General features: G+C 65.5%; 13 protein-coding genes and 1 pseudogene. 8 read left to right on the plus strand and 6 right to left on the minus strand.

Going from position 1 to position 15,977, the window contains the following annotated elements; genetic code table 11:
• Positions 1-37 precede the first annotated feature (37 nt).
• The 3 genes from nirD to BM154_RS07430 form a co-directional block, all read right to left on the minus strand.
• Positions 38-418, minus strand: a complete 381-nt coding sequence (gene nirD, locus BM154_RS07415) for a nitrite reductase small subunit NirD (protein ID WP_074881795.1) — start codon at positions 416-418, stop codon at positions 38-40.
• The gene (gene nirB / locus BM154_RS07420; protein ID WP_074881799.1) at positions 418-2,976 is read right to left on the minus strand and encodes a nitrite reductase large subunit NirB; all 2,559 of its coding nucleotides are present in this window, start codon (positions 2,974-2,976) and stop codon (positions 418-420) included. The genes nirD and nirB overlap by 1 nt, the downstream gene beginning before the upstream one ends.
• Positions 2,977-3,515: 539 nt before the next feature.
• The gene (locus BM154_RS07430; protein ID WP_074881804.1) at positions 3,516-4,403 is read right to left on the minus strand and encodes a PA4780 family RIO1-like protein kinase; all 888 of its coding nucleotides are present in this window, start codon (positions 4,401-4,403) and stop codon (positions 3,516-3,518) included.
• Between the two features lie 229 nt (positions 4,404-4,632).
• Between BM154_RS07430 and ada the strand changes: the two genes are divergently transcribed.
• Entirely contained in the window at positions 4,633-5,676 is a 1,044-nt protein-coding gene (gene ada / locus BM154_RS07435; protein WP_083414473.1) for a bifunctional DNA-binding transcriptional regulator/O6-methylguanine-DNA methyltransferase Ada, read from the plus strand.
• 77 nt (positions 5,677-5,753) lie between these two features.
• Here the strand turns inward: ada and BM154_RS07440 are convergent, their stop codons facing one another.
• Positions 5,754-7,031, minus strand: a complete 1,278-nt coding sequence (locus tag BM154_RS07440) for an acetyl-CoA C-acetyltransferase (RefSeq protein WP_074881810.1) — start codon at positions 7,029-7,031, stop codon at positions 5,754-5,756.
• Positions 7,032-7,179: 148 nt separating this feature from the next.
• On the opposite strand from BM154_RS07440, the gene BM154_RS07445 reads away from it, so the two are divergent.
• Positions 7,180-8,535 carry a 3-oxoacyl-ACP reductase gene (locus BM154_RS07445; RefSeq protein WP_074881813.1) on the plus strand — a complete coding sequence of 452 codons (1,356 nt, stop codon included), beginning with the start codon at positions 7,180-7,182 and terminating at the stop codon, positions 8,533-8,535.
• Here the strand turns inward: BM154_RS07445 and BM154_RS07450 are convergent.
• A pseudogene (locus tag BM154_RS07450) lies at positions 8,536-8,880 on the minus strand (helix-turn-helix transcriptional regulator); the annotation flags it as partial.
• A 279-nt stretch (positions 8,881-9,159) separates the two neighbouring features.
• Between BM154_RS07450 and BM154_RS07455 the strand changes: the two are divergent.
• From BM154_RS07455 to BM154_RS07475, 5 genes are all read left to right on the plus strand, one after another.
• A complete protein-coding gene (locus BM154_RS07455; protein ID WP_074881816.1) occupies positions 9,160-10,011 on the plus strand; it encodes a MaoC family dehydratase in 852 nt (283 codons plus the stop codon).
• Positions 10,012-10,173: 162 nt separating this feature from the next.
• Positions 10,174-10,476, plus strand: coding sequence for a MazG-like family protein (locus BM154_RS07460; protein WP_074881819.1), 303 nt, complete (start codon positions 10,174-10,176; stop codon positions 10,474-10,476).
• Positions 10,476-11,225 carry a methyltransferase domain-containing protein gene (locus tag BM154_RS07465; protein WP_074881822.1) on the plus strand — a complete coding sequence of 250 codons (750 nt, stop codon included), beginning with the start codon at positions 10,476-10,478 and terminating at the stop codon, positions 11,223-11,225. Before BM154_RS07460 ends, BM154_RS07465 begins: the two co-directional genes overlap by 1 nt.
• Positions 11,226-11,250: 25 nt before the next feature.
• Complete coding sequence (locus tag BM154_RS07470) at positions 11,251-11,868, plus strand: DUF4136 domain-containing protein (protein ID WP_074881825.1); 618 nt, start codon at positions 11,251-11,253, stop codon at positions 11,866-11,868.
• A gap of 32 nt (positions 11,869-11,900) precedes the next feature.
• Positions 11,901-12,464, plus strand: coding sequence for a DUF4136 domain-containing protein (locus tag BM154_RS07475; protein ID WP_074881826.1), 564 nt, complete (start codon positions 11,901-11,903; stop codon positions 12,462-12,464).
• 37 nt (positions 12,465-12,501) lie between these two features.
• Here BM154_RS07475 and BM154_RS07480 read toward each other — a convergent pair whose 3' ends face one another.
• Positions 12,502-13,437, minus strand: a complete 936-nt coding sequence (locus BM154_RS07480; protein WP_074881828.1) for an SdiA-regulated domain-containing protein — start codon at positions 13,435-13,437, stop codon at positions 12,502-12,504.
• Between the two features lie 281 nt (positions 13,438-13,718).
• Between BM154_RS07480 and BM154_RS07485 the strand changes: the two genes are divergently transcribed.
• Positions 13,719-15,977 (plus strand): ATP-binding protein, encoded by a 2,259-nt coding sequence (locus tag BM154_RS07485; RefSeq protein WP_425272822.1) that lies wholly within the window; start codon positions 13,719-13,721, stop codon positions 15,975-15,977.

Raw genomic sequence — 15,977 nt, forward strand, 5'->3', positions numbered from 1 at the left:
GGCCCGCTTCTCGGCCGGCGCGCGCTGGGTCGAGCGGTCAGCTCGCCAGGCCGATTTCCACGGTGTCGCCATTGAGACGCACCGGCCATACGCGCAGGCGCTGCTCCGGGTATTCCAGGCAGCTGCCGTCGCGCAGGCGAAAATGCTGTTTGTAGAGCGGCGAGGCGATTACCAGGTCGCCCTTGATCTGGCCGATCAGGCCGCGGCCAATGACGTTGGCACCGGACTTCGGGTCGCGGTTCTCCACCGCGAACAGCTGCTCGCCGGCTTCGCTGTGGGGCAGATGGAACAGCGCGATCTGCGCCCCATCGAGCCAGGCCACCACGCCGGAGTTGGCGACCAGATCCTGGCTGCGGCACAGCGGTTGCCATTGGGTAGCGGGAAGCGATTGGGCACGCACGGCGTTGGACTGGCTCATCAGAGCACCTCCTCGGTAACGGGAATCAGGTGAAGTTCGCTGGCGCTCATCGGCCGACGCTGGCCGCGCTCCTTGACGAAATGAATGTCCGGGTCGGCGCGCTTGTCGTTGACGAAGGTGCGGAAGCGCTTGAGCTTTTCCGGGTCGTTCAGGGCACCGGCCCACTCGCACTCGTAGCGGTCGACCACCAGCTGCATCTGCGCCTCCAGCTCGGCGCCGAGGCCCAGGCTATCGTCGAGAATCACCGCCTTGAGGTAATCCAGGCCGCCCTCCAGCGACTCGCGCCATACCGAGGTGCGCTGCAGCTTGTCAGCGGTGCGCACATAGAACATCAGCACGCGGTCGATGGTGCGGATCAGCGCTTCGTCATCCAGGTCGGTGGCGAACAGTTCGGCGTGCCGCGGGCGCATGCCGCCGTTGCCGCACACGTAGAGGTTCCAGCCCTTGTCGGTGGCTATCACGCCGATGTCCTTGCTCTGCGCCTCGGCGCACTCGCGGGTGCAGCCGCTGACCGCGAACTTGATCTTGTGCGGCGCGCGCAGGCCCTTGTAACGGTCCTCCAGGCGCAGCGCCATGCCGACGCTGTCCTGCACGCCGTAGCGGCACCAGGTGCTGCCCACACAGGACTTCACGGTACGCAGCGACTTGCCGTAGGCATGCCCGGTCTCGAAACCGGCGGCGATCAGCTCGCTCCAGATGTCCGGCAGTTCGTGCAGCTGCGCACCAAACAGGTCGATGCGCTGGCCGCCGGTGATCTTGGTGTAGAGGTCATATTTCTTCGCCACGGCGCCGATGGCCAGCAGGCCGTCCGGGGTGATCTCGCCGCCGGGAATGCGCGGCACCACCGAATAGGTACCGTTCTTCTGCATGTTGGCCATGAAGGTGTCGTTGGTGTCCTGCAGCGGAATCAGCGCCGGGTCGGTGATCGGCTGGTTCCAGCACGAGGCGAGGATCGAACCCACCGCCGGCTTGCAGATGTCGCAGCCGGTGTGGCCGCGGCCATGCTTGGCCAGCAGCTCCTCGAAACTGAGCACACCCTCCACCCGCACGATGGCGTACAGCTCCTGGCGGGTATGGGCGAAGTGCTCGCAGAGGCTCTTGTCGACTGCCACGCCGCGGGCGCTCAGCTCGTGCTCGAAGACCTGCTTGAGCAGGGCGCTGCAGCCACCGCAGCCGCTGCCGGCCTTGGTGATGGCTTTCAGCTCGCCGAGGTCGGTGATACCCGCGTCGACCTGGCAGCACACCGCGCCCTTGCTGACGTTGTGGCAGGAGCAAATGGTCGCGGTATCCGGTAACGCATCGGCGCCCAGGGTCGGCGTACCGTGGGAGAGAGGCAGGATCAGGCTCGACGGATCGGCAGGCAGCTTGATGCCGTTCTGGGCGTACTGCAGCAGGGCGTCGTAATAGCTGTTGTCGCCCACCAGTACCGCACCGATAACGTGTTGGCCATCCGGGGAGACCACCAGGCGGCGGTAGCTGGCATTGGCTTCGTCGATGTAGCGATAGCTCTTGGCGCCCGGCGTCACCGCGTGGGCATCACCGATGGAGCCGACATCGACGCCTAGCAGCTTGAGCTTGGTCGACATGTCGGCGCCGGTGAAGGGTTCATGGGGCTCACCGGCCAGTTGCGCGGCCACGGCGCGGGCCATGCTGTAGCCAGGCGCCACCAGGCCGAATACCGTGCCATTCCAGGACGCGCACTCGCCGATGGCGAAAATCGCCGGATCGCTGGTGCGGCAATCATTGTCGACCACCACGCCACCGCGGGCGGCGACCTCCAGGCCGGCAGCACGGCCCAGGGCGTCCTGGGGGCGAATGCCGGCGGAGAACACGATCAGGTCGGTCTCCAGGTATTCACCGTCGTTGAAATTCATGCGGTAGGCGTATTCCTCGCCAATGACGATCTCCTGGGTGGCGCGCGACAGGTGCACGCCAACGCCAAGGGCCTCGATACGTGCCCGCAGCGCATCGCCGCCGTCGGCATCCAGCTGCACGGGCATCAGGCGCGGCGCAAATTCCACTACGTGAGCTTCCAGGCCCAGGGACTTGAGGGCATTGGCCGCCTCCAGGCCGAGCAGACCGCCGCCGACCACCACGCCACGCCGGGCACCGGCCGCTGCAGCGCGGATGGCGTCGAGGTCGTCCAGGGTGCGGTAGACCAGGCGCGAATTGCCCTCGGCGCCCGGGATTGGCGGCACGAACGGATAGGAGCCGGTGGCCAGCACCAGGCGGTCGTAGCCGCGACGCCCGAGGCTGGTGACGATTTCGCGCTTGTCGCGGTCGATCTCCAGCACCTGCTCGCCGAGGTGCAGGTGCACGCCGTTGTGGGCGTACAGTTCCGGCTCGCCAAGGGCCAGGGCTTCGGCGTCCTTGCCGGAGAAGTATTCGGACAGGTGCACACGGTCGTAGGCGCGCTGACGCTCTTCGCCAAATACATGAAGCTGATAGCGATGCAGGGCGCCGCTGGCGATCAGTTGCTCGACGCAATGGTGGCCGACCATGCCGTTGCCGATGACGATCAGGTTCTCGCGCTTGATCGATGTGACGATGGAATTCATAGCCTGCCCTCTGTCTGCTGCGCTATCACGGTTTTGCAAAGCCCCAAGGCTGGCCACTAGAAACGGCAGGCCAAAAAAAAGACGCCTGGAGCTGTTGTCAGCTTCAGGCGTCTTTGCCTTGGATTCGGTTATGTGGGGTGAGCACTGCCTGCTCACCGGCCCCATTTATGATGGGTGCACAGCTTCGATAGCAGAGAGCATGCCAATGAACCGAAATATGTATGGAGAGCGCGTGGAATCTGGCTCGGCGAGCTCAGATAGAAAACAGTGGCTGGCGCGAGGTGCGAACCAAAATGAGGCAAGGAGCCCTGAAGCTCACCATTTCGAGGCAGTTGAGATGGGCTTCGACGTGAAATGGGTGATGAGCGAATAAAGCTCATCCCATTGGGGACCGGGCCACGCCCTCGAATTCACGGGCATGGCCCGTTCCCACAAAGTACGTTGACACCACGGGATGGGCGGGCCGTGTAGGTATAACCCAGCAAACCCGATGGGTTACACCCAGCCTACGACTCCCACTCAGCAGCGCCGTGGGCGGCTCACCGCTCCCAGGGCGGCGGCGGCTCCTGATCCTTGGGCTCGTCGTCGGCGTTGAGCGCCGCCTGGCGGCGCGCTTCGTCGGCCAGGGCGGCCTTGATCTCGCGCATCACCGCGTCGATGTCGGCTTCTTCTTCGGGGTCATCGAATTCACCGGTCAGCACGCTATCGGGGGTCAGCTTGCCGTCTTCGTAGAGCGCCCACATTTCCTTGGCGTACTTGGTGAACTTGAGCTCCGGGGCGAACTGGCCGAAATAGGCGGCCATATTGCCGACGTCGCGCTCGAGCATCTTGAAGGCGTGGTTGTTGCCCGCCGCGTCTACCGCCTGGGGCAGGTCGATGATCACCGGGCCTTCCGGGCCGAGCAGCACGTTGAACTCGGAGAGGTCGCCATGTACCAGGCCGGCGCAGAGCATCTTGACGATCTCGTCGATCATGAAGGCGTGGAATTCGCGAGCGTCCTCCGGGTGCAGGTCGACATCGTTGAGGCGCGGCGCTACACCACCCTCGCCGTCGGTGACCAACTCCATGAGCAGTACGCCCTCGAGGAAGTCATAGGGCTTGGGCACGCGAACGCCAGCATTGGCCAGACGAAACAGGGCAGCCACCTCGGCGTTCTGCCAGGCATCTTCCTGGCCCTTGCGGCCGTACTTGGAACCCTTGGCCATGGCCCGGGCATCCCGGCTGTTACGTACCTTGCGACCTTCCTGGTACTCGGCGGCCTGGCGGAAACCGCGCTTGTTGGCCTCCTTGTAGACCTTGGCGCAACGCAACTCGGAGCCGCAACGCACCACATAGACCGCTGCTTCCTTGCCGCTCATCAAAGGGCGAATCACCTCGTCCACCAGGCCGTCCTCGACCAGGGGCTCAATGCGTTTTGGCGTCTTCATCAGCTTTTATCGGGGTCCTCAGTGGTCTATGCGGCCCTTTTATACGGCAATCCTGGGGCAGCGCACAGCCCATGGCGGAAATGCGCCGGTCAATCCGCTTTGAAAGCGCGATTGGCACTGGCGCGCAAGAGGCCGGATACCGACAATTTAAGTGCTGTTGCCCTTCATCGCGCGCGGCGGGTGGCGAGCGAAGGGGAAACCGAGCTTGGTATCGTTACAGGAGATGAACATGTCGGAAGAATGCCGCTGGCAAGCCGTATGTGAGCGCGACGCGGCTCATGACGGGCAATTCGTCTTCGCAGTACGCTCGACCGGCATCTATTGCCGGCCCAGCTGCCCGGCTCGGCGACCGAAACGCGAAAACGTCAGTTTCTACCACAGCCCGCCCCAGGCCGAAGCGGCAGGCTACCGACCCTGTAAACGCTGCACGCCCCAGGGCAGCAGCCCTGCCGAACAGCTCGATGCGCTGGTTACCGCGGCCTGCCGCCTGCTCGACCAGGCCGACAAGCCGCTGGCCTTGAATGAACTGGCTGCTCGCATCGGGCTGTCCGCCTCACACCTGGCCAGGGCCTTCAAGGCGCGCACCGGCCTTACCCCCAAGGCCTGGGCCTGCGCGCGCCAGCGCGAGCGCCTGGCGGTCAGCCTGCCCGGTGCCGGGTCAGTGCTGGAGGCGGCGCTGAACAGCGGCTACAACGATACCCGCGCGCTCTACCAACAGGCCGACGGCATCACCCTGGGCAGCCGGCGCCTGGGCTCCCCAGGTGAAACCCTGCAGGTGATCGTGGCCCCCTGCCCGCTCGGCTACCTGCTGCTGGCCGGCAGCGACAACGGCTTGTGCGCGTTGCTGTTCGGCGATTCGGCGGCGGCAGTGGAAGCCGAACTGCGCCAGCGCTTTCCAGCAGCGACACTGCAGGCCGATGAAGGCCAGCTGCAAGCCTCGCTGAATGCCGTGTTGCAGCAGATCGACGAACCCGCTCGCGCTGCCAGGCTGCCGTTGGATTTGCGTGGCACGGCGTTCCAGCAGCGCGTCTGGCAGGCCCTGCGCGCCATTCCCGTGGGGCAGACGCGCACTTACGGGCAACTGGCGGCATCGCTCGGCAGCCATCCCCGTGCCATCGCCCGCGCCTGCGCCAGCAACCCAGTGGGCCTGCTGGTGCCCTGCCACCGGGTGACCGCGGCCGACGGCAGCCTTGGTGGCTACCGCTGGGGGACGGCGCGCAAGGCCGCCTTGCTGAAGACCGAAACCGAAATTCGTGAAGTGAAGACTCCATAGCCTGGCGTGGAGCGCAGTGATACCCAGGACAGCACGCCAGATGTCGCTGCGCTCGACCCGGGCCACATCGAACCGGCTCAGCGCTCCAGAATCGCCGTCACGCCCTGCCCACCCGCGGCGCAGATGGAAATCAGGCCGCGGCCCTCACCGGCGACCGCCAGCAGCTTGGCCAGGTTGGCGACGATCCGCCCGCCGGTGGCAGCGAATGGATGGCCGGCCGCCAGGGAGCTGCCCTTGACGTTGAGCCTGGCGCGATCGATGCTGCCCAGCGGTTGTTCCAGGCCCAGCCGCTCTCGGCAGTACTCGGCATCCTCCCAGGCCTTGAGCGTGCACAGCACCTGGGCGGCGAAGGCCTCATGGATCTCGTAGTAGTCGAAATCCTGCAGACCCAGGCCGTTGCGCGCCAATAGTCGCGGCACGGCGTAAACCGGCGCCATCAGCAGCCCCTCTTTGCCCTTGACGAAATCCACCGCCGCGGCCTCGCCATCACGCCAGTAGGCGAGAACCGGCAGGCCGCGGGCCTTGGCCCATTCCTCGCTGGCGAGCAGCACCAGGGACGCACCGTCGGTGAGTGGCGTCGAGTTGGCGGCGGTCAAGGTACCGCGCTGGCCTTTTTCGAATACCGGCTTGAGGGTCGCCAGTTTGGCCAGGTCGATATCGGGGCGCAGGTTCTGGTCGCGGGTCAGCCCCAGAAACGGCGTCATCAAGTCATCCTGCCAGCCCTCGGCATAAGCGGCGGCCAGCTTGCGATGGCTGTCCACGGCCAGTTGATCCTGTTCGTCACGGGGGATGGCCCAGTGTTGCGCCATCAACTCGCAGTGCTGGCCCATCGACAGGCCGGTGCGTGGCTCGCCGTTACGCGGCAGCGAGGGCGCCAGGTGGCGTGGGCGGATCTGCAGCAACGTCTTGAGCTTGTCGCCGGTGCTCCTGGCCCGATTGGCTTGTAACAGGATCTTGCGCAGGCCCTCGTTCACGCCAATCGGCGCATCCGAAGTGGTGTCCACGCCGCCGGCGATGCCACAGTCGATCTGCCCCAAGGCGATCTTGTTGGCCACCAGCAGGGCCGCCTCCAACCCCGTGCCGCAGGCTTGCTGCAAGTCATAGGCCGGGGTTTCGGGCGCCAGGCGCGAGCCGAGCACGCACTCACGGGTCAGGTTGAAATCCCGCGAGTGCTTGAGCACCGCCCCGGCGACCACCTCACCGAGGCGCTCGCCATGCAGGTTGTAGCGCTCGACCAGGCCCTCCAGCGCGCTGGTGAGCATGGCCTGATTGCTGGCGGTGGCGTAGGCGCTGTTGGAGCGGGCGAAGGGGATACGGTTGCCGCCAACGATGGCGACCCGGCGCGGCAGGCTCATGTACGGCTCCTTGCAGTAATATTCTGCGGCACTTTAGGGTGCCGATTTACCGACACGGTGGCCGGTCATTGGGCTGCTGTCGATGCATGAAACGAGTGATGGCGTACAGTGGTCAACCACTTTGAGTTTCAGCCCTGGAGTCTGTTCCATGTCCGATCGCTACCTCAACTTCGCCAATACGCCGGCGGGCCGCCGCCTGGTCGGTGCGCTCGGCCTGCCTGCGCCATTGCCACTGGAGCGCTGGGTGGCAGGTCGTAACCGGCCATTGGAAGGAGCCTTGCTGATCGGTGGCGAGGGCGACCTGGGCGCCGCCGTGGCGGGCTTCGCCAACCGCCTGACCGACCAGCAGTTCGCGCCCCGTGACGAACAGTTCGGCCTGCCACGCTGGACCGCCGAGCACGGCCCCAAGCTCAAGGGCCTGGTGTTCGATGCCAGCAGCCTGGCCCGCTTCGAGGAACTCGATGCCCTGCGCCAGTTCTTTCAGCCGGCGCTGAAGAACCTCGATCGCTGCCCCCATGTGGTGGTGCTCGGCCGTGCCCCACAGACCCTCGACGATCCCCAGGCGTCCAGCGTGCAGCGCGCCCTGGAAGGTTTCACCCGCTCGCTGGCCAAGGAGATTCGCCGCGGAGGCACGGTGAAACTGCTGCATGTCGACCAGGGTGCCGAGTCCCAGCTGGAAGGCGCCCTGCGCTTTCTGCTGTCGCCAAAGAGCGCTTACATATCGGCCCAGGTACTGCGTCTGCAACCCTGCACCCAGCTGGTCAGCGACTGGACGCGCCCACTGGCCGGCAAGACGGCGCTGGTCACCGGCGCCAGCCGCGGCATCGGCGCGGCCATCGCCGAAACCCTGGCCCGCGATGGCGCCGAGGTGCTGCTATTGGACGTGCCACCCGCCAAGGATGCCCTCGAGGCCCTGGCCGCCCGCCTCGGCGGCCGCAGCCTGGCAGTGGATATCTGTGCCGAGGAGGCAGCGGCCCGGCTGGTCGAGGCGCTGCCAGGCGGTGTGGATATCGTCGTGCACAACGCCGGCATTACCCGCGACAAGACCCTGGCCAAGATGAGCGAAGAGTTATGGGAGTCGGTGATCGACGTCAACCTGCGCGCGCCCCAGCAACTCACCGAAGCGCTGCTGGCAGCCGGCACCTTGCGCGACCACGGCCGCGTGGTGCTGATCGCCTCGCTGAGCGGCATCGCCGGCAATGTCGGGCAGACCAACTACGCGACCAGCAAGGCCGGGCTGATCGGCCTTGCCCAGAGCTGGGCGCCGACCCTGGCCGCGCGAGGCATCAGCATCAATGCGGTGGCGCCGGGCTTTATCGAAACCGGCATGACCGCGGCCATCCCCTTTACCATCCGCGAAGCCGGCCGGCGCATGAACTCGATGAACCAGGGCGGCCTGCCCCAGGATGTCGCCGAGGCAGTGGCCTGGTTCGCCCAACCCGGCTCCGGGGCAGTCAGCGGCCAGGTACTGCGGGTCTGCGGGCAGAGCCTGCTGGGCGCCTGATTACCAGGCGCTGCGCTCGTCCTGGGCCAGGCGGCTACGGCGCCGGAACGCCACCGGCGTTTCGCCGACCCAACGCTTGAAGGCGCGGCAAAAGGTGCTGGGCTCGGAAAAGCCGGTGCGCTCGGCAATCAGCTCGATGGACTCGTCGGTGTCGACCAGCAAGCGCTTGGCCAGGTTGCGGCGGCAATCACCGAGCAGCTCGTTGAAGCGCACGCCAGCCTGGGCCAGCTGCTCGCGTAGGCGCCGCGCTGGCATGTTCAGGCGAGCGGCAACCTGTTCAAGGGTCGCGCCCTCGATCAGTAACTCATCGATCGACCGACGCACCTCGAGCACCAACTCGGGACGCATGTGTCGCACGCGTGGGGGAGCCGACGTGCGCAGGCACAGAAACCCCGCCACCACGGCGGCCGGGGGTGTGACGGCGCGGCGCTTGTCCAGGTCAGGCATGCTGCAGTCCCTGCGTAGGTGGTAAGCCTGATGGTTTCACTCACCAGCGTAGGCAGCTTTTACCATCCATGCTCGTGGCGCAGGCAATCGTTTGCGAAGCCGGCACCAATGGACGCTGGCCAATGTCCTAAATCTCGACGAGAGTACCCTGAACCATATTTCGTACCGGAGCGCACGATGGCAACCGAATGGCTCGATCTGCCCACCCCACCGGCCTTGCCCGGTTTGCTCCTGCGCGCGGCCACACGCCGTGGTATCACCGGCAAGGTGTTGCCACACCGTGGCCTGCGTTGCCCGGTCAGCGTGGATACACGCCACCTGGCCCGCTACCGCCAGCTGTGCGGCTTCACGGACGATGCCCGGTTGCCCGCCACCTACCCCCATGTGCTGGCTTTCAGCCTGCAGATGAAGCTGCTCACCGAGCCGGAATTCCCCTTTGCACTGCTCGGCCTGGTGCACCTGGAAAACCGTATCCGAGTGGTTCGCCAGCTTGCCGGCCTCGGGCCCTTTACCCTCAGCGTGGAAGCCAGCAACCTGGCGCCCCACGACAAGGGCGCGGTGTTCAGTGTCATCACCCGGCTCGAGGACCAGCTCGGCCTGCTTTGGGAAGGTGACAGCCGCCTGCTCTGCCGGGGTGTGAAGCTCGACGGGCCGACCGTCGGCCGCAGCGAGTCGGTCAGCCTGCCGATGGACGACCTGGATCACTGGCAGGCGCCGGGGAATATCGGTCGCCACTATGCCCGCGTGTCCGGCGACTATAACCCCATTCACCTGTCAGCGCTGAGCGCCAAACCCTTCGGCTTCCCACGTGCCATCGCCCATGGCCTGTGGAACAAGGCGCGGGCCCTGGCGGCGCTGCAAGCCCATCTGCCAGCCTCGGGCTATAGCGTCGAGGTGCGCTTCCAGAAGCCGGTACTGCTGCCCGCCACCCTGCGCATGCGCGCCAGTCTGCCAGCGGCAGAAGGCCAGTTCGACGTGCTGGGCACAGAGGACGTGGCGCATATGGCCGGCTGCTGGCAGGTCATCTAGCCTCACGGCCAACGCTACGCACGTCGACCCTGTCCCTTGGCAAGTGGTCTCGGCTGCTCCACCTCGCGTGCAAGCCCAGCCTGCGTCCAGCCGGCTCGCAGCCCTTTGGACGGGACTCGTCGCCCATGAAAGAATGTGCGGCCTCTGCCCACGGGACGCCACATGAACATCACCGAACTCACCACCCGCCTGCACGCCATTCGTGATCGCAACGACTGGCGACAATTCCATGCGCCAAAGAACCTGGCCATGGCCGCCAGCGTGGAAATGGCCGAACTGGTGGAGATCTTCCAGTGGCTCAGTGAAGATCAGTCGCGCCGCCTGCCGGCCGACACGCTCGCCCATGCCGGCCAGGAAATTGGCGATGTGGTGCTCTACCTGCTCCTGCTGTGCAGCGAACTGGGCCTGGACATGGAGCAGGTGGTACGGGCCAAACTGGCCGACAGCGAACGGCGCTTCGCCTGATGAGCGACCGGCACTTCGATGAACTGGCGACCCGCTTCGCCGAGAAGATCTACGGCGGCGCCAAGGGCGCCATCCGTCTTGCCGTGCTGCAGGCCGATCTCACCGAGGCCTTGCCCGAGCGCCCGTTGCGGGTACTGGATGTCGGCGCCGGCCTGGGCCACATGGCGCTGTGGCTGGCCGAGCGCGGCCACCAGGTGACCCTGGCAGAGCCCGCTGAACCCATGCTGGCGGGGGCCCGCGAGCGTTTCGCCCAGGCCGGCGTGGCAGCCACCTTCATCCACGCGCCGTGGCAGCAATTGCCGGGGCGCTTCTCCGCGCCATTCGACCTGGTCATCTGCCATGCGGTGCTGGAGTGGCTGGAGCAACCGGCTGCCATCCTGCCCGCGCTGCGCGATCTGACCAGCGACGATGGCTGGCTGTCACTGGCCTTCTACAACAAGGACGCGCTGATCTACCGCAACCTGCTCAAGGGCCACCTGCGCAAACTACGCAAGGACGAATTCGCCGGTGAGAAACAGAGCCTGACGCCCCAGCGCCCGCTCGACCCACGGCAACTCGAATCGCAACTTGCCGCCTGCTGGCAGGTCGAACAGAGGAGCGGCGTACGGGTGTTCCACGATTACATGCCACGGGATTTCCAGGCCAAGGCGCAGCTTGCCGACCTGCTGGAAATGGAACTGGCGCACCGTCGCCACCCGGCCTTCGCCGGCCTGGGCCGTTACCTGCACTGGATCTGTCGGCCACGCTAACGCCTGCTCTGCCAGGGGAACCGTCATGAAACGCTTTGCGCTGTTGCTGCTCACCACCGCTCTGGCGGCCTGCCAGAGTCACAACCCCTACACCACCGATTCGGTGCCGCTACCGCCCGCCCCACCGGGTGCAGCCACGCATTTCGACCGCAGCGCCTACCCCGCCGCCCCCCGCGACTACGCGGCCTACCGCAGCTGGGCCTGGCAACAGCGCCCGGCCGGCAGCGCCTGGGCCAGCGCCGACCTGGTGCAGGACGCCCTCAACAATGCCCTCGACCAGCGCGGCCTGCGCCCGGCCCAGGGCACTGCCGCGGCCGACCTCAAGGTACGTACCGACACGCGCCTGGAACGCCGCGTGCGCCAGGTCGCCGACAGCTATGACCCCTACTACGGCGGTGGTTACGGCAGCTTCGGCAACCGCGGCTACTACGGCAACGGCGTCGGCGTAGGGGCTCGTGTGCCCTTGACCCGCACCTATGAAGAAGAGGTCGTGGTGGTACGCATCGACCTCTTCGACGGGCGCAGCGGCGAACAGGTGTGGAGCGGCCAGGCGGAAATGCGCAGCAGCGGCAGCCAGGCCGAGCGCGCCGAGGCCCTGCGCAAGGCCGTCAGTGACGCCCTCGGCGAATACCCGCCGGCATGAACCACACTATCGATGGACTCGGGAGAACACCAATGCGCCGCCTGCCTCTGCTAATGCTTCCCGTCCTGCTGATGCTCGGCGCCTGCCAGAGCCAGCAGATCAACCGCGACTTCGACGCCAGCCGTGACTTCGCCGGCTACCGCAGCTGGAGCTGGCAGGAGCCGGCGGTGCAGTACAAGCCGGACGACCCGCGCATCCGCAGCGACCTTACCGAGCAACGCCTGCGCAGCGCTGTGGCGGATCAACTCGATCAACGCGGCCTGCGTCCGGCGGCGGGTGGCGCCCAGAGCGACCTGAAGGTACAAGTGTGGCTGGTCGTCGAGGACCGCCAGCAGCAGGTCAGCAGTGGATTTGGCGGTGGTTTTGGCGGTTACTGGGGCCCTTACTGGGGCGGCCCGACCTACAACGAAACCCGTACCCTCGACTACAAGGTGGCGACCGTGCAGGTCGACCTGTTCGATGGCAAGGATGGCAAGCTGGTATGGCGCGGCAGCGACGAGCGCATCGTGCGCGAAGCCGCCGGCAACCCGGCCGAGCGTGAAGCGCAGATACGTGAAACCGTTGGCCGGATACTCGGCCAGTATCCGCCGCGCTAGCGAACCCGCAGCCCGTTAAACCTGCCGGTGCCGCACGTTAGCCGCGGCCGAAGCGATAGAACAGGTTCGGCTCGCTGACGATATACAGGTTGCCCTGGTCATCGAAGGTCATGCCTTCGCCCTGTGGCACCGACTTGCCAAGGCCGGCGAAATTATCGTTCAGGTTGCGAAAGCTGATCAGCTTGCCACTGTCGCCATCGAGCTCCATGATCCGTTTCGACTCGTCACTGAGCAGCGCCAGGTGCCCGGTGCGCGCATCGAAATGCACCGATGACAGGTCCGAAGCGAATACCGAATCACGAATCCAGTCCTGCTGGTCGATGATCTCCAGGCCGAAATTGCCGTTCAAGCTGCTCTTGAGCCCGCGAATCTCGTAGAGCTTCATCGGCGAGTGCTCCTTGGCGACGAACAGCCGGTCGCGTGCCCGGTCATAGCCCACCCCCTCGAACCCCTGGTTACCACCGCGCTGGATGCCCAGGGTCAGGCCGTGATAATCCTCGCGAAACAGCGCCCCCGCCCGGGTGGGCACGGGCACCACCACAAGCCTGTGCTCGCGCTCCTCGGCCAACAGCAGCAAGCCATCGCCCAGATAGGTGACGTCCTCTACGTCGCTGAAGCCGCTCAACGGATAGCGGGCCAGCACTTCGCCTTCCTTGCTCATGGCCAGCAGTTCTTCGGGGTTGTTGAGCACCGCCCAGAGGTGGTCGCGCTGCTCGTCGTAGGTGATGCCGGATAGGTTGTTCTGCACCCCACCGACTACCTTGGCATCCACCTGCACCTTGTAGTCACGACCCAGCAGGCTGTCCGGTGCCCACTGTGACACGGCAGGGGTGGTCAGCCAGTAATAGAGGCGGTCATCCAGGTGCAGGGCACGCATCTGATAACCGGCAACCAGCAGGCTCACGAATAGCATCCATACCCATGGGCGCAGGGCAGGCACGCGGGTAAAAGCCCGCTTGGCGACAGATAGCATGGCGATTCTCGAATCCAGATTTGCAGACAGGGTGCCTGAGCAACATTGCAATTAAGCGGCAGACAAGACCGCCTTCAGAAACACGGCCGCAGGCAAAGTTCCAGGCTGACCGCGGATCAGGCACCTGGCGGCTGTCGCGCATGACGGTTTACCCGGTTGAAAAGACCGTGCAGACTGCCGCAAGAAAGTGCCCAGCGTGGAGTCGATGGTGGCCAGCCATCACCGCCTGCGGCCCCGCGGAACCGTCCACGCCGACTGGCCTGGAATCGAAGGAGATGACCTTGGCGCCCAGTGAAAGCAGCACCTCGTTGAGCACCGCGATCGCCAATTGTGCGAAGGAACCCATCCATATTCCGGGCAGCATTCAGCCCCAGGGATTTCTGATGGTGTTCGACGAGCAGGCGCTGACGGTGCTGCAGGTGAGCGAGAACGTTGCCGACTGGCTCGGCCTGGCGCCCGAGCAACTGCTGGGCCTGCACCTGGGCGAGCTGCTCGACGAAGGCAGCGAGCTGGCCGAACGCCTCGCACAGCTTTCCGACGAAGACACCACGCCCTTTCATATCGGCGACGTGCGCTTTCGCCAGGGCAGCCGCCGCGGCGAACTGACCGCCATGGTCGCCCACCGCTTCGACCAGGTGCTGATCGCCGAATTCGAGACCATCAACAACGTGGTCACGGCCTATAACACGCTGTACCCGATGGTGCGTACCTTCATCGGCCACCTGCAGGGCGCCGCTGACATCAACGAGCTGTGCCAGCTGTCGGTGGCCGAGGTCAAGCGCATCACCGGTTTCGGCCGCGTGAAGATCTACAGCTTCGATGCCGAAGGCAACGGCCTGGTGCTCGCCGAATGCCTGGACGAGGGCTACCCCAGCTACCAGGGCCTGAGCTTTCCGGCCTCGGATATTCCCCCCCAGGCCCGGCAGCTGTATGTGGCCAACCGCATCCGCGTGATCGAGGATGCCAACTACCAGCCCTCGCCGCTGCGCCCGGCCCTCAATCCGCTGACCGGCAAGCCGCTGGATCTCAGCTATGCGACCCTGCGCAGCGTGTCGCCAGTGCACCTGCAGTACATGCGCAACATGCAGACCATCGCCTCGATGTCGATCTCCATCGTGGTCGAGGGCCAGCTGTGGGGGCTGATTTCCTGCCACCACGCCAGCGCCCGTTCGGTAGGGTTCCAGACGCGCACCGCCTGCGAGCTGCTCGGCCGCATGCTGTCGCTGCAGATCGAGGCGAAGATCGCCCATGCGCGCACCCAGCACCTTTTGCAGCTGCGCAAGCACATCGTGCAGATGCTCTCGGCGATGGCCGACCGCGACAGCGTCAGCGAAGGCTTGCTGTCGCTGCCCGAGATCTTTCTCGACTTCGCCCAGGCCAGCGGTGCGGCGATTATCTCGGCCTCGCACTGCGACCTGATCGGGCAGACACCGCCACGCGACCAGGTCAACGCCCTGGTGCAATGGCTGGCCACTCGCCAAGGTGAAGACCTGTACCACACCGACAACGTCGGCCGCGATATCCCGGAGCTGCCCGAGCTCTGCAAGCACGTCGGCGGCCTGCTGGCCGTGGCCATCTCCGAGCTGCACTCGCACTACCTGATCTGGTTCAAGCAGGAACAGAAGCGTGTCGTGCAATGGGCCGGCAAGCCCGAGAAAGCCGTCAGCGCCAGCGGCGCACTCAGCCCCCGCAACAGCTTCGCGCGCTGGCAGGAAGAAATCAGCGGCTTCTCCACGCCCTGGCACGAGCAGGAGCCGGAAAGCGCCCTGGAGCTGCGCAATGCGGTGCTCGGTATCGTGCTGCGCAAGGCCGAGGAGCTGGCCCAGCTGGCCGGTGACCTGAAGAAAACCAACAAGGAGCTGGAAGCCTTCTCCTACAGCGTGTCCCACGACCTGCGCGCGCCGCTGCGGCACATTGCCGGGTATGCGGAGCTACTCAGTGATTTCGAAGGCGCCAAGCTGTCGGAGCGCGGGGTGCGCTTTCTTGAGCACATCGCCGAATCGGCGCGCTTTGCCGGCACCCTGGTGGACAACCTGCTGAGTTTCTCGCAGATGGGCCGCTCGGCGCTGCGCTTCACCGACGTCAACCTGCAGGCGCTGGTCGAATCGATTCGCGAGGAAATGAAACCCGATTATCAGAGTCGAAGCCTGGAATGGCATATCCAGCCATTGCCGCGCGTGGTCGGCGATGCCGCGTTTCTGCACCTGGCGCTGCGCAACCTGCTGGCCAATGCCATCAAGTACAGTCGTGAACGCGATCCGGCGATAATCGTCGTTGGCGCCCAGGAAACCGAGGACGAAGTGGTGGTCTTTGTGCGCGACAATGGCGTGGGTTTCAATATGGAATACGTGGACAAGCTGTTCGGCGTATTCCAGCGCCTGCATCGCATGGAAGAGTTCGAGGGCACCGGCATCGGCCTGGCCAGCGTGCGCCGTATAATCGAGCGGCATGACGGGCGGGTGTGGGCCGAGGGCAAGATCAATCAGGGTGCGACCTTCTATTTCGCACTCCCAAAACGCAAACACCCCGTCATGTCGTGA

The sequence above is a fragment of the Phytopseudomonas argentinensis genome, assembly GCF_900113905.1.
Taxonomy (GTDB): Bacteria; Pseudomonadota; Gammaproteobacteria; order Pseudomonadales; family Pseudomonadaceae; genus Aquipseudomonas; species Aquipseudomonas argentinensis.